The following is a 19,194-nucleotide window of genomic DNA, read 5'->3' as shown; positions in this document are numbered from 1 at the left end:
GCTCTCTAGGACTTCCAAGCTCCGTCGAAGAGCACGATTCCGTCGAGGCTCTGCTCGAGTCCGTGAACGTTCTGGTTCCACACGTCGAGTGCGGCGACGTTGCCCCACACCTGCCACGGGACGGTCTCGTTGGCGCGTTCCTGGATCTGTGCCAGGACTGCCTTCTTGTCCTCGTCGGTGGTTGCGACGCCCAACTTGTCCAAGAGAGCATCCATTTCGGCGTCGGAGTAGCCGGTCGCGTTGTTACGGCCACCGGACTTGATGCCCGTGTACAGACGCTCGTAGGGATCGGCCTCGGCGAGGCTCAGTGCTGCGGTGCTCATGTCGTAGTCGTGATCGGCGTACATCCGCTTGACCAGATCACCTGCACCGGTGACGTATTCGATCTGAGCGTCGAAGCCGACTGCGTTGAGCATCGCCTGGATGGCCAGAGCCGTTGCCTGTGCGGACGGTTCCTGGATGGAGAGGAAGGTGATCTTTCCGTCGTAGCCGTCGGCCTTGGCCTGATCGAGCAGTTCCTTCGCCTTGGCGGGATCGACGCCGATCGGTGCGACGTCGTTGTGCCAGCGCGAGGTGTCCTGGAAGATCTCCTGGCCGGGCAGTCCCTTGCCGTTGTTGACGCGGGTGTTGAGCGTCTCCGGATCGACGGCCAGCGCCATCGCCTGGCGGACACGGACATCCGAGCCCGGGCGGCCCGGGGCCATGTTCACGTTGGCGATGTAACCGAGCGACGGGATGTCGACGAAGCCGGGGTAACCCGACTCGATCAGATCCAGGATCGGGGTGAGCGTACGCATGTACGCGGCGTCGATGCCGCCCGTCTTGAGTGCTTCGGCGGTGGGCTGAGCTCCGACGATGCTGATCAGCTTGAGCTTGTCGATGTTCGGTGCGCCGTCGTAGTAGTCGGGGCGAGCAGCCAACAGCAGTTCCTCGTTGGGAGCGAACTTCTCGAGGGTGAAGGCGCCGGCGCCGATCGGGGTGAACTGGTCACCCTGCTGGGCGCTCGGGGCGACGATCATGCCGGGTCCGGTGGCGAGCATCGACTGGATGCCTGTCCACGGATCAACGAGGTTGAAGACCACGGTCGTCGCGTCGGGGGTGTCGATCGAGGCAACCTTGGAAGCCCACAGGCTCGACTGAGGTCCCTTGTTGGTGACGTAGCGGTTGATGCTGTCGGCGACGGCCTTCGAGTCGAGAGCTGTACCATCGCTGAACTTCACACCGTCGCGGAGCTTCAGCGTCCAGGTCTTGCTGTCCGAACTCGCTTCGAGCGACTGAGCGAGCTTGGGCTCGAACTTCTGCCCGATGGGGTCGTAACGCATGAGCACGTCGTAGATGGCGCTGAGCTCGCTGCCACCGGTGGCGCCGGCAACCTGAGCCTTCGCGGGATCGAGAGTCGTGACCGCCGAGTAACCGCTGAACGTCAGCGTGCCGCCCTTGGTGGGAGTGCCGGGATCAGCCTGCTCGTTGACCATGCCGATCTTCAGCGAGGAACCGGAATCAGCGGATTCGCCGCCGCCATTGCTCGAGCCGTTGTCGGCGCACGACGCCAGGAACATACTTGCGGTGATCGCCAGCGCAGCCGCAGCCAATCTGCGACTTCCGCGGCGGGAACTACGACTCATTCGAATGCCTCCAAGGCGGGGTAAGACCGTGACGTGATGTTGAACACGAAACAGTCTGTGATGGGAGGCACAGAAAATTGGATCGAGTCTCGCTCAGTGGAATCGGTTAAGTTGCAGGCCTCAACAGTCAGGTAAACCGACCCTGGCCAGCGGTTACCTTCGTGGACAGCAGACCAGCCGGTCTAGTCCCGGTCGAGCGTCGCTTCCTCGAGATCGAGCTCGCGAAGTACCTTCCGGAGGACCTCGTCGTCGATCCGGCCGGCATCGCGTTCGGCGATGAAGACGCCTCGCTCGGCATCGATCATCTCGAGGCGCAGCGAGCGGAAGGCGTTCGACGGGCTCTCCCCCAGATCCTCGTCGCTGCGTCCCAGTCGCTCCCACGCCGAGTTCGCGCGGTGGGTGTTCCAGCTTCGCAAGATGTCCGCGGCACGATTGCGGACCTGAGGGACGTCGTCGGCGTCGGCTCCGACCAATTCGTCCAGCCGCGCCGCAGCGGCCCGTGCAGCCTTGTCCTGGGCTGCCGCCTCGGCGCGGGCGTCGGACTGCTCTTCGTCCCCCTGCACGCCGAGGACACGGATCACCCACGGCAACGTCAGGCCGTGCAGCAACAGCGTGCCGACCACGACGACAAACGTCAGGAAGAGGATCAGCGAACGGCCCGGGAAGTCCTCCCCACTGTTGACCGTCAGCGGAATGGCGAAGGCAGCTGCCAGCGACACGACCCCTCGCATACCGGCCCACGACACGACGAACACCGCCCGCGCCGAAATCTCCGGCTCTCGCGCTCGAATACGCGGCGACAGCCAGCGCGGTACGTACGTGAACGGGAACACCCAGGCGATTCGGACCACCACGACGGTCACGAGAACGGCAACCGACGCCCAGACGACGATCGAAGTGCTGTACCCCTGCAATCCGTTGACGACACTGGGCAATTGGAGACCGATCAACAGGAAGACGAACGACTCCAGGATCAGGTCGACGGCCCTCCACACTGCCGTGTCCTGCAAACGCGTCGCATAACTCGCGCGGGTGGAGCGCTGGCCGAGGAACAATCCGGCTACGACGACCGCGATGACGCCCGACGCGTGGACCTCTTCCGCAGCCAGGTAGGTGAAGAACGGCACCACCAATCCGATTCCGCTCTCCATCACCGGATCCTGGAGCTTGCCGCGAACCTTCGAGATGACGAACCCCACCGCGAGGCCGATCACCGTTCCACCGACCGCCGCGACGAGGAAGGTCTCGAAGCCGCCGATCAGCGTCGCACCCGTACCGACGGCAGCCGCGAGAGCGACCTTGTACGCCGTCAGAGCGGTGGCGTCGTTGAGCAGGCTCTCCCCGCCCAGCAGGGTCATGATCCGGCGCGGCAGGCCGAGCTTGCGTCCGATTGCGCTCGCGGACACCGCGTCCGGCGGCGCCACGATGGCGCCGAGAACCAGAGCAGCCGCTATCGAGAACTCCGGCACGATCAGGTAGGCGACAAAGCCCACCGCAGCCGTCGTCGCCAGGGGAAGCCCCACCGCGAGAAATCCGATCGGACGCAGATTCGAGCGCAAAGCCAGGTATGAACTGTCCAGTGCTGCCGAGTACAGAAGTGGAGGCAACACGACGAACAGGACGAGGTCGGGATCGAGTTCCAATTCCGGAACACCCGGTATCTGACAGGCGATCAAACCGACCAGGACGAGGATCAGCGGCGAAGACAGCCCGAACCTTCGCGCGACCGCCGCCACCAGCAACGCCGCTACTACAACCCCCAGTAATATGCCGTTCACCCTGGCAGCATGCAGTATGGAAGGCGATGAAGAAAATCCTGAAGCGAGCAGCAGCTCGCACACAGCAGCCCGCACCCGCTCCCACCGGTTGCGAGGAACTAACCAATGCGCCCGAAACGGACCCGGCGGCGCTTACGCCCGGCGTCTGCCAGGAGTGCGCCGAGTTGGGCGAGGATAACTGGTCTCACCTGCGCATGTGCCTGTCCTGCGGCCACGTCGGATGCTGCGATTCCAGCCCTCATCAGCACGCCACCAACCACTACCGCGAAACCGGGCACCCGGTCATGCGCTCACACGAGCCCGGCGAATCCTGGCGCTGGTGCTACGTCCACGACCTGATGGACTGACCGCGCGCGACTGGCGGTGCACTGCGCATAGTGCCCACCTGTCACGGCGCACAGCCCTCGGTGTTGCGCACATTGCTCAATCCACCGGGTAGCTATTGCTCAATCTGTATGCCGATGATGGACTTTGACGCAGAATCTGCACAACAGATCGACAGGTGCGGCTGGACTTTGCCGCACCGAACGGTTCGGCCTCAGGAAGTCCTGCCAAACATCACAACCACATCGTCGGCCCCACGATCTGGGGTACAGGCGGTGCGGTGATCGATGTCCACTACTGAAGGCAGGACCGGCCGTGAACAGCCCCAACATCGACCAGAACGCTCCCGAGTCACTGGCGGAGATCGAGAAGCGCGTTCTGTGGTTGTCGACCGCGATGATCCATCACGCCAACCGTGTCCGTCCGAATCCCAGCGGGCTCAAGGTCGGCGGCCATCAGGCCTCGTGCGCGTCGATGGTCTCGATCATGACGTCCCTGTGGTTCGGCCAACTTCGTTCCGGCGACCGGGTTTCCGTCAAGCCGCATGCGGCGCCGGTGCTCCACGGCATCAACTATCTGCTCGGCGAACTCGACGAGTCCTACCTGACGACTCTGCGCGAATTCGGGGGCCTGCAGAGCTACCCGAGTCGATCGAAAGATCCTGATCCGGTGGATTATTCGACCGGTTCGGTGGGTATCGGCGCGACGGCTCCCATCTGGGGCGCCATCGCTCGCCGATACGTCGACGCCTCCCTCGGCGGCGCCGGAACCGGGCGTCAGTACTCCCTGGTCGGTGACGCCGAACTCGACGAGGGCGCTGTGTGGGAAGCAGTTCTCGATCATTCGGTTGCCGAACTGGGTGAGATCGTGTGGATAGTCGACCTCAACCGCCAATCACTCGACCGGGTGGTGCCGAACATCGCGGCAACCCGCCTGGAGCGCATGTTCTCGGGTGCCGGTTGGCAGGTCATCACCGTGAAGTTCGGTGCGCTGCTGGAATCACTGTTCACCCGGCCGGGCGGCACCGCGTTGCGCGAACGAATCCTGGACATGCCGAATCCGGAGTATCAGCGTCTGCTGCGATGCACGGCCGACGAGGTACGTCTGAGACTGCCCGGCGACGCGGCGGACGCCGACGCGATCACGGCGCTGATCGACGACCTCGACGACGCCACGGTGCTCGAGGCCATCCGCAATCTCGGTGGCCACGACCTCGACGCTCTGCGAGAGGCGTACGCACAGATCGACGACACCCGTCCCACCGTGATCATCGCGTACACGATCAAGGGTCGGGGTCTGCCGACGCAGGGTCATCCGCAGAACCACTCGTCGCTGCTCACCACCGAGCAGTTCGAGCACCTGGCGTCGGAACTCGGCATGGATCCGTCGAAGCCCTGGGAACGGTTCGAGACCGACAGCCCGTCCGGCCGCATCTGCGCCGAAACCGCTGGGTGCCTGGCTCGCCCGAAGGTGGAGCATCTGGTGCCCCCGGCTGTTCCGAAAGACATCGGCCGTACGCCCTCCGGCACGTCCACCACTCAGGCAGCTCTGGGCCGGGTACTACTCGACCTGAGCCGCGAAGCGCCGGACGCCGCGAAACGTGTTGTCACACTGAGCCCGGACGTCAGTTCCACCACCAACCTCGCAGGCTGGCTGAACAAGGTCGGCGTGTGGTCCCCCGACGAGCGGCACAACTGGTTTGCCGACGACGCCGAAACGATCATGCACTGGCGTGAGAAGCCCACCGGTCAGCACATGGAACTCGGCATCGCCGAGACCAACCTGGTCGGACTGATGGGCGAACTCGGTGCAACCTGGAGTCGTTGGGGCCAGCCACTCTTCCCCATCGGGGTGATGTACGACCCCTTCATCGAGCGGGCTCTCGAACCGTGGTCGTACGGCATCTACGCCGGAGGGCAGTCGATCATGGTCGGCACTCCGTCGGGCGTCACCTTGGCCGCCGAAGGTGGTGCGCACCAGTCGATCAAGACCCCGTCCATCGGACTGGAACAGCCGGGTTGCACCAGTTTCGAACCGGCATTCGCCGTCGACGTGGAGTGGACGCTCCTCGACAGCATCGGACGCCTCGGTCGCCCGGACGGCAGCTCGTCGTATCTGCGCCTGTCGACCCGTCCGGTCGATCAGGCCCTGGCCGCGGTACCGACCGATCCGGCTGCGCGAGAACGCCGTCGACGTCAGGTGGTGGCCGGGGCATACACACTGCGGCACAACCCTGATCCGGCCGTCACCCTGGTCGGCATGGGTGCCACCGTCACCGAAACACTGGTCGCAGCCGAAAGACTGGGCGAGCAAGGTATTTCCGCCGACGTCGTGTGCGTGACCAGCCCCGGCTTGCTCTTCGAAGCGCTCCAATCGCGGCGCGGTCTCGCGGACGGTCCGTCGTGGATCCTGGATCAGGTCTTTCCGAGCAGCCGGTCCGCGCCGATGGTCACCGTTCTCGACGGGCACCCGCACACCCTCGCGTTCCTGACGGGAATCAACAACGTTCCGGGTGCTGCGCTCGGAGTGAGCCGGTTCGGTCAGGTCGGTTCGCTCGAGGACGTCTACCGGTACCACGGCCTCGACTCCGACAGCATCGTCCGCGCCGCCCTCGATCTCACTTCTTGATCGATCACACTCTCTGATGCCGAGAAGCGTCCCCGCAGGGACGCTTCTCGGGTCCAGTCAGTTCTTAAGTTCTTCAGTTCTTCAGAAGCCTTCAGTTCTTCCAGGCCTTGTCGAAGAACATGATTCCGTCCAGGCTCTGCTGAATGCCGTGGACGTTCTGTCCCCACACACCGAGCCACGGGGTGTTGCCGTAAACCTGCCACGGCACAACCTCGTTGGCGCGCTCCTGGATCTTGGCGAGCACCTCGATCTTCGAGTCGGTCGACGTCGCGACACCCAATTGATCGAGCAGCGTATCCATCTCGGGGTCGGAGAAGCTCGTGGCGTTGTTCCGTCCACCCGACTTGAGATTGGAGTACAGACGCTCGAAAGGATCGGCTTCCGCGAGGCTGGCGGAACCTGTTGCCATGTCGAAGTCGCGGTCGGCGTACAAACGCTTGACGACGTCGGCAACCGAGTTGACGTACTCGATCTGGAAATCGAATCCGACGGCGTTGGCCATCGACTGCAGTGCGAGAGCCATCGCCTGCGCCGAATTCTCCTGCAGCGTCAGGTATGTGATCTTGCCGTCGTAACCGTCGGCCTTGGCCTCGTCGAGAAGCTGCTTCGCCTTGGCGGTGTCGACGCCGATCGGAGCGACGTCGTTATGCCAGCGGGAGGTGTCCTGGAAGATGACCTGTCCGGGCAGACCCTTGCCCTCGTTGAGTCGGTTGTCGAGTGCGACGGGATCGGTTGCGAGCGCCAATGCCTGACGGATGCGCACGTCGGCACCGGGACGACCGGGTGCCGTGTTGACCAGCGACAGGTACGACAGCGACGGAATGTCGACGAAGCCCGGGTAGCCGGAGTCGATCAGATCCAGCACGTTCGGTAGCGAACGCATGTATGCGACGTCCGTGCCGCCGCTCTTGAGCGATTCGGTGGTGGACTGCGAACCGACAATGCTGATCAACCGCAGCTTGTCCACGTTCGGGGCACCGTCGAAGTAGTCCTCCCGAGCGTCGAGGATCAATTCCTCGTTGGGAGCGAACTTCTCGAGGGTGAAGGCACCCGCGCCGATCGGGGTGAACTGATCACCTTGCTGGGCGCTCGGCGCGACGATCATGCCGGGGCCCGTCGAGAGCAGTGACTCGATACCGGTCCACGGGTCGACGAGATTGAAGACGACCGTCGACGGATCCGGAGTGTCTACCGACGCGACCTTCGACGCGTACAGACTCGACTGCGGTCCCTTGTTGGTGACGTAGCGATTGAGGCTCGCCGAGACGGCCGCCGAATCCACCGGCGTCCCGTCGCTGAACTTCACACCGTCACGCAGTTCGAGGGTCCACGTCTTGAAGTCGGAACTCGGCTCCATCGACTCTGCGAGCTTCGGAACGAATTCCTTGGACGCCGGGTCGTACCGCAGGAGCGTGTCGTAGATCGCGCCCAACTCCGAACCGGCGACCGAACCGGCGATCTGAGTCTTCGCCGGATCGAGATTGGTGACGGCGGAGTACCCGCTGAACGTGAGGGTGCCGCCCTTGACCGGATCGCCCTCGCCGGACTGCTCGTTGACCGGGCCGATGGACAATCCCGAACCGGAGTCCGGTGCGTCGCCGCTCCCACCCCCGTTCCCGCTGTCAGCGCACGACGAGACGAACAGGCCGGCGGAGACTGCCAGCGCGACGGCGGCAACCTTGCGGTGACCGCGCCGAGAACTGCGACTCATTCAAAACCTCCAGGTCAGAAACTGTGATGTGAAGCATTGTCGAGACAGTTTGTGACTTAAGGCACAGGTATTAGTCGCAGGTCCCGCTCAGTGGAATGAAGCGCGACGATTCGTCAGTTTCGAGCGACATTCGCAGGTCAGACCCTTAGCGAAGGTCAGGAATTCATTCTGATTCAGGCGCCTTTCAACGGATGAATCGCCGGAGCGCCGTCGAGAAGTGGTCCGGCGGCGGCCAGCGCGGCCTGCAGATGCGGGGACTGCATGTGAGCGTCCAACTCCTCCTGCCCGCGCCAAGTTTCGATCGTGACGAACGTGCCGGGCGCAGCCGCTGACTCGAACAACTCGTACGACACACAGCCGTCCTCGGACCGACTCGCCTCCGCGAGAGTTGTCAGAGCCGATCGGACGTCGTCCTCGGAACCGGACTTGGCCGGGATGGTTGCAACTACACGAAGCTCGCTCATCGGATACCTTTCGCAGAGGGGAAGTCAGCTAGAGACACACGCCACAAACGTACACACGAAAAGGGCAACCAATGGGGCTACTCAAGGACGTCACCGGCTGGCGACGCGGAACGAAGTTGCAGCGTCGACTGCGCGATCTCACCGGCACGCTGGTGGTGATCACCGGTGCGGGCAGCGGCATCGGGCGTGAAACGGCCCTCGCCTTCGCCGCCCAGGGAGCTATCGTCGTGGTCGCCGACATCAATCTCGAAAGCGCGCAGGACACTGCGGCACTTGTAAACATCCCTTCGCAAGCGGGCGGCGCCGAAGCAGTGTTCGGTGGCGGTGCCCACGCCTATCAGGTGGACGTGTCCGACGAACAGGCCGTGATTCGGTTCGCGGAGACGGTCGCGGCACATCACGGCGTACCGGACATCGTCGTCAACAACGCCGGAATCGGGTTCTCGGGAACGTTCGCCGACACCGAGCAGCGCCAGTTCGAGCGCGTCATGGACATCAACTTCTGGGGAGTTGTCTACGGCTGCCGGGCCTTTACCCCGATGATGATCGACCGGGGAACAGGTGGGCACGTCGTCAACCTGTCCTCGGCCGCCGCGTACACGCCACAGAAGGCGCTCACCGCGTATTCGACAAGCAAAGCAGCGGTATTCATGCTCTCGGATTGCCTACGGGCAGAACTGCTTCCACACGGCATCGGCGTCAGCACCATCTGCCCTGGCCTCGTTCACACGAACATCCTCAAAACCACCGAATTTGCCGGGACCACCGCCGAGGAACAACTCGAAAATCAAACCAAGGTCGACAACTTCTACCGCAAGCGGAACTTCACTCCTGATCGAGTGGCCAGTGCCATCGTGAAAGCAGTTCGCACGAACAAGGCCGTCGTGCCCGTGACCGTCGAAGCCAAGCTCGGACGCACGATCAGCCGGTTGTCTCCCGGGTCGATGCGCGTCGGAGCTCGGTTCGAGATCTAGGTCAGCTTCCGAAACTCAGGCTGCCCGTGAAACCCTGCTGCACATCGGCTTCCGAGCGGGGAAGAACCTCGTAGGTGCTGGCGTACTGGCCACTGAAACCGGTGACGGTGATCGGGCGTCCGACGGCGACGGCATCGAGGTCGATTCCGGTCTGTGTGTTGACGAAGATGACGGTGTTTCCCTCGGCGCCCGAGACCAGGATCTTGTGACCGTACGGCAGATCGTCGACGACGGGTCCGCTCACGATTCCGGACACCGTCACGAGACGACCTTCGCTACCCTCACCGATTGCATTGAGGGGCAGTCGCGCCGGGCTGATCTGGGAGGTCGTGCCGATTACCTCGACGGCAGTCGGGCGGACGACGAGCAGGCCTTCCTGATCCGCGAGGACTCCGGTGACCTGAACCTGATCGCCGAGAGCAATCCCGGAGTTGTTCGGATCGCTGATGTAGATGCCCGAATTTCCGCTCTGGAGACCAAAGCCCTTGTCGTAGAAGCTGGATTCGAAGACTCCCGACGGCGTAGTCGCGGTTCCCACGACGGTGACCGTCGTTCCGATGGCCTGCGCACGGGCTGCCGCGATGGAGTCCGCGGACACCTCACCGACGACTGCCGCCGGCTCCGCCGTTGCCGCAGTACCGACAAACATCGTGGCCGCGGCCGCAACTGCCAGTGCTGTCACACCCCGGCGCAGGACCGGACTCGCAAGAACGCTGTCTCGAAACATGTTTGAGGACTCCCCTGTGATTTCGTGGCCGCGCAGGTCCTCCTGATGGAGTCCGCCTTCGCCCACCCTGAGGCACAGGTTATTACAGGTCGGACGCCGCAGCGGTGGTGACATTCCGTCACCACCGCTGCTTCAAGGCATCCGAGTTTTCAGGAACCGGAGCTTCCGGACGAACCGCTCGAGCCACTTGAACCGCTGGATCCTGTTCCGCCACCGAGATCGTCGAGAGGATCGCTACCGGTGAGGCCGCCCGGGTACAGGTAGGCGTCGGAGATCGTGCTGAGCGAGGTTCCCGACGTGGCCGGTACCTTTGCTCGCCAGTTGACGATCGGGTTCAGCACTCCGAACGGTCCGCAACCACTGGCGGCGGGCAGCGCGAAGCCGGTGGCCTGGTTCCCGACCGGGCTCACCTTCAGTGCATTGTCCGGGAGCACCGTGTAGGTCGGTACCACCGACGGGTCAGGCGCGAGACGAAGATTCACCGGCGCCGCCGCGGAACCCAGGTAGCAGTTGTCACCGAGGAACGCGTTGTTGATCTTCATCCGCACCGGGATGCTCAGATCCATGTCGGTGATGATTCCGTTGAGGGTCGGCGCAGCCGTTGCCTCCACTTCGGCCGTTACTGCGGCCAGGCCGAAGAGATTGCCGAACGGAAGATCGATTCCCAGGACTCCACCCGGAACGGTCAACGGCTTGGAGTAGACACCGTGGTGTCCGTCGTCGCGCGGGAGAAGAACGGTGGACTCACCTTCACCGGAGCCGGCCTCGGCGGCGATGATCATGTCGCCTTTTCCGATCGGGAGGTTGAAGCCGTTGTTGTCGAAGGTTCCGCTCTGAACCACAACCGACACACAGGATTCTGCAGTAGCCGGACACACTGCGGCGCCCGGTACCGAATTGTCGACCGGGTCCTGAGCCGAGGCCATCGGCGCCGCGAACGCGAGGACCGCACCTGCGGTACCTGCAATGACGGCCACGCGCGTGCCGAGACGTCTGTTGCCGTTCTTGTGAGATTTCTGCACTGATTTCTCCCTGCCGTTTATGTGATGGGGGACGAAACTCGCAGTCATTGCTTGTGTTTCGACCGCCGCCGACAAGGTCTTTGCGGTGTGCTCCTACTCACAAGTAACAACTGAACAGATGTATATCACAGGACTTCGACTTAAAAACAGGGCAAAAGGGAGTTTCCTTAAAACGGACAAAATAAGCGGTACGGTATGTAACACTCACGGGTGATGAACACGAACAGACTGGTCCTCTGCGTCGCGGCAGCGGGCCTACTCCTCAGCGGCTGCAGCAGCCAATCCGACAGCGACGCAGCGGAATCCACATCTGCTGCCACCAGCACGTCGATCGCGGCAACGTCGAGTTCAGCTGCCCCCGAGTCCCTGTCGGCGCTGGCGACCAGCCCACCCGCCGCAACTCCGGAAGCCGCGCCGAGCGTCGTCGAATCGACGCCCCCACCGGTGTCGCTACCGGTAGCGCCAGCGGCCAATGCACCGATCGACGCCCGCTCACCGGAAGAGATCGTCGCGAACGCCGGCGAGAAGGGGCAGCGGTACATCGCCGCTCTGCGTCTGGCCGGGATCCCGCCCGCCGGAATGGATTCCGCCGAGATCCTCTACGCCGACGGCACCTGCAAGGCTCTCGCTGACGGTATGCCTCGGTCCGAAGTGCTGGCGGAGTTCAACTCCGTCGGCGAGGTGTACTCACAGATCACGCCGATGTCCTCGCAGCGCATTGCCGAGATCTACGTCGACACGGCGGAGCAGACGTACTGCTGATCAGGCCTTGCCGGCCAACCAGCCGTGCAGCCAGGATGTAGCCGAATTGCCTGCGCCGTCAACGACGTAACGCGTGTAGTCGGTGTGGACCTGCGAGCCGTAGAAGTCAACCAGCTGATCGATGCGACGCGAATTCGCGCCCGGATCGAGCTGGGCCATCAGAGCGGGGAGCCCGCCTGCGGTGATCAGATCGTTGACGATCACGGCCGCTTCGTCGCGCAGCGCGAGCGCACTGGCCGGAGTGGGATCGGACGCCTGAGCCATGAATCCGGCCAGGCGCATCACAAAATCGTCCTTCGGCGTCGAGCAGTACAGGTCACCGACCGCGCACAGCGTCACCGTTTTGCCTGACAGCCAACCGAATCCACCGATGCGAGGGCCGCTGGCACCGTTACCGCCGACAGCGGGGCCGATCAGGACGTCGGACTCGGAACGACGGGGATCGGACAGCAAGCCGACGCCCTCGACGCGAGTCGGGGGGACCACGCCGATGCCGGTTCCGATCTCGGCGGCGAGATCGCCTGCCGCGTCGGCGCCCTGGCTGTATCCGACGATGGCGAAGCGAGTGTCACCGCACGAGGCGGCCATGGCGCCGATCATGCCGCGGGCATTGTCGACGGCCTGCTGCTTCGACTTGGCGTAGACGTTGGATTCCCAGGGGAAGGCCGTCGCCGAGTAGGTGACGTAATCGGTGCGTACGGAGCCCGGAAGCCCGTTGGTCACCGGGGCGAGCATGCCGGCGCCGGGCCTGGTGCCCGAGGGCTCCCAGGTTCCCGGGATGGCCACGACGTACAGGCTGGGGCAGGGATCAGCCGACGCCACGGGAGCACTGACAACCGGTACCACTACTGCCGCAGCAAGTGCCGACAACACCGCAACGAGACGCCTCGCACGCATGAAACTCCCCTGTTTTACCTTCAGCAACCCATACACCACTATCGGTGCTCCGGAATCATACTGTCTGGGCGTTGTGTCTGTCCGATGCACGATTGATGAAGGTTTGTTACAGATCGTGCGAATTGCTTGCAGAAACAAAGCCGCACCCCACCGAATGCGGTGGGGTGCGGCTTTGTGAGAGCCTCTAGCGCTGCGGAGCCGCTGTCGGGTGGATCGGTGACGGAAGGGCCGTGACACCCTCGAGGTAGGTGTCCACAGCGGCTGCTGCGGAACGTCCCTCGGCGATGGCCCAGACGATCAGGGACTGGCCGCGGCCCATGTCGCCGGCCACGAACACGCCGTCGACGTTGGTGTTCCACTTCGACGTGCGGGCGACGTTGCCACGCTCGTTCAAGTCGACACCGAGATCGGTGAGCAGACCCGGCTTCTCGGGACCGACGAAGCCCATGGCCAGGAGCACGAGATCGGCTTCGAGCTCGAAGTCCGAGCCCTCGACCTTCTCGAAGCGACCCGACTTCATCTCGACCTCGTGAGCCTTGAGTCCGGTGACCTTGCCGTTTTCACCGACGAAGTTCTCGGTGTTGACGGAGAACAGACGCTCGCCGCCCTCCTCGTGAGCCGAAGCCACGCGGAACATGAGCGGGTACGTCGGCCACGGAGTCTGCTCGGCGCGAGTCTCCGGCGGACGCGGCATGATCTCGAACTGGTGGACGCTGGCCGCACCCTGACGGTGCGAGGTGCCGAGGCAGTCCGCTCCGGTGTCGCCGCCGCCGATGATGACAACCTTCTTGCCCTCAGCGGTGATGGTGGGAGCGTCGAGGTCACCCAACTGCACGCGGTTGGCGATCGGCAGGAACTCCATCGCCTGGTGGATGCCGTCCAGTTCGCGGCCCGGGATCGGAAGATCGCGAGCTGCGGTGGCGCCGCCGGCCAGAACCACTGCGTCGAACTGCTCACGCAGCTCGTCCGCGGTGATGTCCACGCCGACATTGACGTTGGTCTTGAAGACGGTGCCTTCGGCTTCCATCTGCTCGAGACGGCGGTCGATGTGCCGCTTCTCCATCTTGAACTCGGGGATGCCGTAGCGCAGCAGGCCGCCGATGCGGTCTGCCCGCTCGAAGACCGTCACTGCGTGACCGGCGCGGGTCAGCTGCTGCGCTGCAGCCAGACCGGCCGGACCACTGCCGACAACCGCAACCTTCTTGTTGGTGGCGTGCGCGGCGCGAACCGGCTTGACCCACCCTTCGTCGAAGGCCTTGTCGATGATCTCGACCTCGACCTGCTTGATGGTGACCGGATCCTGGTTGATGCCCAGGACACAGGACGCCTCACAGGGTGCGGGGCACAGACGACCGGTGAACTCCGGGAAGTTGTTGGTCGCGTGCAGACGCTCGATGGCGTCGTGCCAGTGGTCCTTGTAGACCAGGTCGTTCCACTCGGGAATCAAGTTTCCGAGAGGGCAACCGTTGTGGCAGAAAGGAATTCCGCAGTCCATGCAACGGCTGGCCTGGGTCTTGAGGGTTTCCTTCGGGAACTCCTCGTAGACCTCTTTCCAGTCGAGCAGGCGCAACGGCACCGGCCGGCGAACCGGAAGTTCGCGCGACGTGTGCTTCAGGAAGCCGCTTGGATCACCCACGAGCTGCCTCCATAACTGCCTCGTCCACGTTCTTGCCATCCTTCTCTGCGGCCGCGATGGCCAAAAGAACCTTCTTGTAGTCGCGGGGCATCACCTTTGCGAAGTGACCCACCTGCTGCGACCAGTCAGCGAGGATGCGCGTTGCAACCTCGGAGCCGGTTTCGTCGCGATGACGTTCGATGGCGCCCTTCAACCAGGTGAAGTCGTCACCCGAAAGATCCTCGAGGTCCACCAGTTCGGTGTTGAGGTTCTTCTCGAATGCCTTGTCGGGGTTGTAGATGTACGCGACGCCACCGGACATGCCGGCGCCGAAGTTACGTCCGGTGGCTCCGAGGATGACCACCTTTCCACCCGTCATGTACTCGCAACCATGATCGCCCACACCCTCGACGACGGCAGTGGCGCCGGAGTTACGGACTGCGAAGCGTTCGCCGACGACACCGCGAAGCAGAGCCTCGCCGCTGGTGGCGCCGAACAGGATGACGTTGCCACCGATGATGTTGTCCTCGGCGACAAAGCCTTCCGCTGCATCGAGCGGCGGGCGTACGACGATGCGTCCACCCGAGAGACCCTTGCCGACGAAGTCGTTGGCGTCGCCGTGCAGGCGCAGGGTCATACCGCTGGGCACGAAAGCACCGAAGCTGTTACCGGCGGAACCGGTGAACGTGATGTCGATGGTGCCCTCGGGCAAGCCCTCTCCACCGAACGCCTTGGTGACCTCGTGGCCGAGCATGGTGCCGACCGTGCGGTTGACGTTGGTGATCGCGGACTCGAAGGAGACCGCCTCACCCTTGTCGAGTGCGTTGCGGGCCGAGACGATCAACTGCTGATCGAGTGCCTTGTCGAGACCGTGATCCTGCGTGCCGGTGCAGTGGACGTCCTGGTCCATGAACGCGGACTCGACCTGGGTGAGGATCGGCGACAGATCGAGATTGCCTGCCTTGCTTCCCTTCCAGTGATCGAGAGCGCGCGTGGTGTCCAGCATGTCGACCTGGCCGACGGCTTCGAGCAGCGTGCGGAAGCCGAGTTCCGCGAGAAGCTCGCGAACCTCTTCGGCGATGAACATGAAGAAGTTCTCGACGAATTCCGGCTTGCCACTGAAACGCTGACGCAGCAACGGGTTCTGCGTCGCGACACCGACGGGGCAGGTGTCGAGGTGGCAGACGCGCATCATGATGCAGCCCGAGACCACCAGCGGTGCGGTGGCGAAACCGAACTCCTCGCCGCCGAGCAGGGCAGCGACGACGACGTCGCGACCCGTCTTGAGCTGGCCGTCGACCTGCACGACGATGCGGTCTCGGAGACCGTTGAGCAGCAACGTCTGCTGGGTCTCGGCGAGGCCGAGCTCCCACGGTGCGCCCGCGTGCTTGACGGAGGTCAGCGGGGTGGCACCGGTGCCACCGTCGTGACCGGAGATCAGAACGACGTCGGCATGTGCCTTGGAGACACCGGCCGCGACGGTTCCGACGCCGACCTCGGAGACCAGCTTCACGTGGATGCGGGCCTGCGGGTTGGCGTTCTTCAGGTCGTGGATCAGCTGAGCGAGATCCTCGATCGAGTAGATGTCGTGGTGCGGCGGCGGCGAAATCAGGCCGACGCCAGGCGTGGAGTGCCGAACCTCGGCCACCCACGGGTACACCTTGTGAGCCGGAAGCTGGCCGCCCTCACCGGGCTTGGCTCCCTGCGCCATCTTGATCTGGATGTCGGTGCAGTTGCTCAGGTAGTGCGAGGTGACACCGAAGCGTCCCGACGCGACCTGCTTGATGGCACTGCGACGCAGATCGCCGTTCTCGTCCGGCGTGAAGCGCGACGGATGTTCGCCGCCCTCACCGGAATTGGAGCGGGCGCCCAGACGGTTCATCGCGATGGCGAGAGTCTCGTGAGCCTCGGCGGAGATGGAGCCGTAGCTCATCGCGCCCGTCGAGAAACGCTTGACGATCTCGCTGGCCGGCTCGACCTCGTCGATCGAGATCGACGGCCGCTTGCCGATGTTGAAGTCGAACAGACCACGCAGAGCGGCAAGGCGCTCCGACTGGTCGTTGACCATGGTCGTGTACTCCTTGAACACCTCGTACTGACCTGTGCGAGTTGCGTGCTGGAGCTTGAAGACCGTGTCCGGGTTGAACAGGTGGTACTCGCCTTCACGACGCCACTGGTACTCGCCGCCGACCTCGAGCTCGCGGTGAGCGCGCTCTTCGGGACGATCGAGGTACGCGATGCGGTGACGTGCTTCGACGTCGGCTGCGATCTGGTCGAGGCCGATGCCACCGAGCTGCGACTGCAGACCGGTGAAGTACTCGTCCGTCAACTCCTGCGAGAGGCCGATGACCTGGAACAGCTGAGCACCGGTGTACGACGCGAGCGTCGAGATGCCCATCTTGGACATCACCTTCAGGACACCCTTGCCGGCTGCCTTGATGTAGTTCGCGATGCCTTTCTCGAGGGTCAGACCCTCGAGCTCGCCGTTCTGCAGGAACTCGTCGATGGTCTCGAAAGCCATGTACGGGTTGACCGCTGCGGCACCGAAGCCGATGAGGAGCGCCATGTGGTGCACCTCGCGGGCGTCGCCGGCCTCGACGATGAGGCCGACCTTGGTGCGCGACTTCTCACGAACCAGGTGGTGGTGCACGGCCGAGGTGAGGAGCAGCGACGGGATCGGTGCGTAGTCCTCGGTGGACTCACGGTCCGAGAGCACGACGATGCGTGCGCCACCCTCGATTGCCTGCGAGACCTGGTACTTGATGCCCTCGAGCGCACGACGGATGCCGTCGCCGCTTTCCTTGACGGGGTACAGGCCACGGATCACGACGCTGCGGAAGCCCGGGAATTCGCCGTCGTCGTTGACGTGAACGAGCTTCGACAGGTCGTCGTTGTGCAGGATCGGCTGCGGGAGCGCAATCTGCTTGCAGGAGTCCGCATTCGGGTGCAGCAGGTCGCCCTCGGGGCCGATGGTCGCGCCGAGGCTGGTGACGACCTCTTCACGGATCGCGTCGAGAGGCGGGTTGGTGACCTGAGCGAAGAGCTGCGAGAAGTAGTCGAACAGCATCCGGGGACGTGACGAGAGCACGGCGATCGGAGTGTCGGTACCCATCGAGCCCAGTGCCTCGGCACCGGAGAGTGCCATCGGCTTGACCAGCAGGTTGACCTCTTCGTTGGTGAAACCGAAGAGCTGCTGGCGCAGGACGACGCGCTCGTGCGACATGTACGTGTACGGACGGTCCGGCAGGTCGTCCATGTGGATCAGACCTTCGTCGATCCACTGCTGGTACGGGTGCTCGGCAGCGAGTTCGTTCTTCAGTTCCTCGTCGCTGATGACCCGGCCCTGCGCGGTGTCCACGAGGAACATGCGGCCGGGCTGGAGGCGGACCTTGCGGACCACGGTGGACGGATCGATCGGCAGGACGCCGACCTCCGACGCCATGACGACGAGGCCGTCTTCGGTGATCCACAGACGCGACGGACGCAGACCGTTGCGGTCCAGCACGGCGCCGATGACGGTGCCGTCGGTGAAGCACACCGACGCCGGTCCGTCCCAAGGCTCCATGAGTGCCGAGTGGTACTCGTAGAACGCCCGACGAGCGGGGTCCATGCTCTCGTGCTTCTCCCAGGCTTCCGGGATCATCATGAGAACTGCGTGCGGCAGGCTGCGGCCGGCGAGGTGCAGCATCTCGAGCACCTCGTCGAAACGAGCGGTGTCACTGGCACCCTGGGTGCAGATCGGGAAGATCTTGTCCAGGTTCTCGCGGCCACCGAAGACGTCGCTGTCGATGAGGGACTCGCGAGCGCGCATCCAGTTCTCGTTGCCGGTGACGGTGTTGATCTCACCGTTGTGAGCGACCCGGCGGAACGGGTGCGCCAGCGGCCACGACGGGAACGTGTTGGTGGAGAAGCGCGAGTGGACCAGGCCCAGGGCGCTCTCGACACGATCGTCCTGCAGATCGAGGTAGAAACCCTTGAGCTGCGGGGTGGTGAGCATGCCCTTGTAGACGAACGTCTGGCCGGACAGGCTGGGGAAGTACACGGTCTCGCTACCCGGGCCACCCTTGCCGGCGCCTTCGGAGCCGAGTTCGTGCTCGGTGCGCTTACGCACAACGTACGCACGACGCTCGAGATCCATGCCGGTGTACTTGTCACCCTCGGAGCCGATGAAGATCTGACGGAACGTCGGCATCGCGTCGCGCGCCAGTGCGCCCAGCGAGGAGTCGTCGGTTCCGACCTCGCGCCAGCCGAGAACCTTCAGGCCCTCTTCGACGACGATCTTCTCGACTGCAGCAGCAGCCTCGTGTGCATCGGCATCGCCCTGCGGGAGGAATGCGATACCGGTTGCGTACGCGCCTTCGGCGGGCAGCGCGAAGTCCACGACAGCTCGGAAGAACTTGTCGGGAACCTGCAGCAGAATGCCCGCACCGTCACCCGTGTTGGGTTCTGATCCGGCAGCGCCGCGATGCTCGAGGTTGACCAGAGCGGTGATCGCCTTTTCGACGATGTCCCTGCTGCGGCGACCATGCATGTCGACAACAAATGCGACTCCACAGGAGTCGTGCTCATTGGACGGGTGATAGAGGCCCTGGGGGCCTGGAAGTTGCTTCATACCCAGCCTTCGTATGCCATAAAGATGCACCGACGACCAGCAGCGCTGATGGCCA

At 63.9% G+C, this 19,194-nt stretch carries 13 protein-coding genes; 4 read left to right on the top strand and 9 right to left on the bottom strand.

Annotated features, from left to right (window positions below; translation table 11 throughout):
• Positions 1-5: 5 nt before the first annotated feature.
• The gene (locus tag PCS43_RS27960; protein WP_003943605.1) at positions 6-1,625 is read right to left on the bottom strand and encodes an ABC transporter substrate-binding protein; all 1,620 of its coding nucleotides are present in this window, start codon (positions 1,623-1,625) and stop codon (positions 6-8) included.
• Between the two features lie 182 nt (positions 1,626-1,807).
• A complete protein-coding gene (locus PCS43_RS27955; RefSeq protein WP_030536674.1) occupies positions 1,808-3,403 on the bottom strand; it encodes a Na+/H+ antiporter in 1,596 nt (531 codons plus the stop codon).
• 26 nt (positions 3,404-3,429) lie between these two features.
• Here PCS43_RS27955 and PCS43_RS27950 point away from each other — a divergent pair, with 26 nt between their 5' ends.
• Entirely contained in the window at positions 3,430-3,750 is a 321-nt protein-coding gene (locus PCS43_RS27950) for a UBP-type zinc finger domain-containing protein (protein ID WP_003943615.1), read from the top strand.
• 292 nt (positions 3,751-4,042) lie between these two features.
• The gene (locus PCS43_RS27945) at positions 4,043-6,355 is read left to right on the top strand and encodes a transketolase-like TK C-terminal-containing protein (RefSeq protein WP_099696871.1); all 2,313 of its coding nucleotides are present in this window, start codon (positions 4,043-4,045) and stop codon (positions 6,353-6,355) included.
• A 91-nt stretch (positions 6,356-6,446) separates the two neighbouring features.
• On the opposite strand, the gene PCS43_RS27940 is transcribed toward PCS43_RS27945, so the two are convergent.
• Both PCS43_RS27940 and PCS43_RS27935 read right to left on the bottom strand, forming a co-directional pair.
• The gene (locus PCS43_RS27940) at positions 6,447-8,066 is read right to left on the bottom strand and encodes an ABC transporter substrate-binding protein (RefSeq protein WP_042453342.1); all 1,620 of its coding nucleotides are present in this window, start codon (positions 8,064-8,066) and stop codon (positions 6,447-6,449) included.
• Positions 8,067-8,239: 173 nt separating this feature from the next.
• A complete protein-coding gene (locus PCS43_RS27935) occupies positions 8,240-8,530 on the bottom strand; it encodes a putative quinol monooxygenase (RefSeq protein WP_003943546.1) in 291 nt (96 codons plus the stop codon).
• A gap of 71 nt (positions 8,531-8,601) precedes the next feature.
• Here PCS43_RS27935 and PCS43_RS27930 point away from each other — a divergent pair, with 71 nt between their 5' ends.
• A complete protein-coding gene (locus tag PCS43_RS27930; protein ID WP_209910715.1) occupies positions 8,602-9,504 on the top strand; it encodes an SDR family NAD(P)-dependent oxidoreductase in 903 nt (300 codons plus the stop codon).
• A 1-nt stretch (position 9,505) separates the two neighbouring features.
• Here PCS43_RS27930 and PCS43_RS27925 read toward each other — a convergent pair whose 3' ends face one another.
• Both PCS43_RS27925 and PCS43_RS27920 read right to left on the bottom strand, forming a co-directional pair.
• On the bottom strand, positions 9,506-10,231 hold the full coding sequence (locus tag PCS43_RS27925) for a hypothetical protein (RefSeq protein ID WP_042453658.1): 726 nt from the start codon (positions 10,229-10,231) through the stop codon (positions 9,506-9,508).
• A 149-nt stretch (positions 10,232-10,380) separates the two neighbouring features.
• Complete coding sequence (locus tag PCS43_RS27920; protein ID WP_209910711.1) at positions 10,381-11,253, bottom strand: hypothetical protein; 873 nt, start codon at positions 11,251-11,253, stop codon at positions 10,381-10,383.
• Between the two features lie 213 nt (positions 11,254-11,466).
• Between PCS43_RS27920 and PCS43_RS27915 the strand changes: the two genes are divergently transcribed.
• Positions 11,467-12,015: a DUF732 domain-containing protein gene (locus tag PCS43_RS27915; protein WP_083058058.1), complete on the top strand. Its 549-nt coding sequence runs from the start codon at positions 11,467-11,469 to the stop codon at positions 12,013-12,015.
• Here the strand turns inward: PCS43_RS27915 and PCS43_RS27910 are convergent, their stop codons facing one another.
• The 3 genes from PCS43_RS27910 to gltB all read right to left on the bottom strand — a co-directional run bounded on the left by PCS43_RS27910 (position 12,016) and on the right by gltB (position 19,139).
• On the bottom strand, positions 12,016-12,912 hold the full coding sequence (locus tag PCS43_RS27910) for a cutinase family protein (RefSeq protein WP_007735797.1): 897 nt from the start codon (positions 12,910-12,912) through the stop codon (positions 12,016-12,018).
• Positions 12,913-13,096: 184 nt separating this feature from the next.
• A complete protein-coding gene (locus tag PCS43_RS27905; RefSeq protein ID WP_003943594.1) occupies positions 13,097-14,548 on the bottom strand; it encodes a glutamate synthase subunit beta in 1,452 nt (483 codons plus the stop codon).
• The gene (gltB, locus tag PCS43_RS27900; protein WP_209910708.1) at positions 14,541-19,139 is read right to left on the bottom strand and encodes a glutamate synthase large subunit; all 4,599 of its coding nucleotides are present in this window, start codon (positions 19,137-19,139) and stop codon (positions 14,541-14,543) included. The genes PCS43_RS27905 and gltB overlap by 8 nt, the downstream gene beginning before the upstream one ends.
• Positions 19,140-19,194: the final 55 nt, after the last annotated feature.

Source organism: Rhodococcus sp. C-2, from assembly GCF_027854095.1.
GTDB lineage: Bacteria > Actinomycetota > Actinomycetes > Mycobacteriales > Mycobacteriaceae > Rhodococcus_F > Rhodococcus_F qingshengii.
Note: the sequence above shows the minus strand (reverse complement) of the source record. Positions and strands in the feature narration are given on the sequence as shown.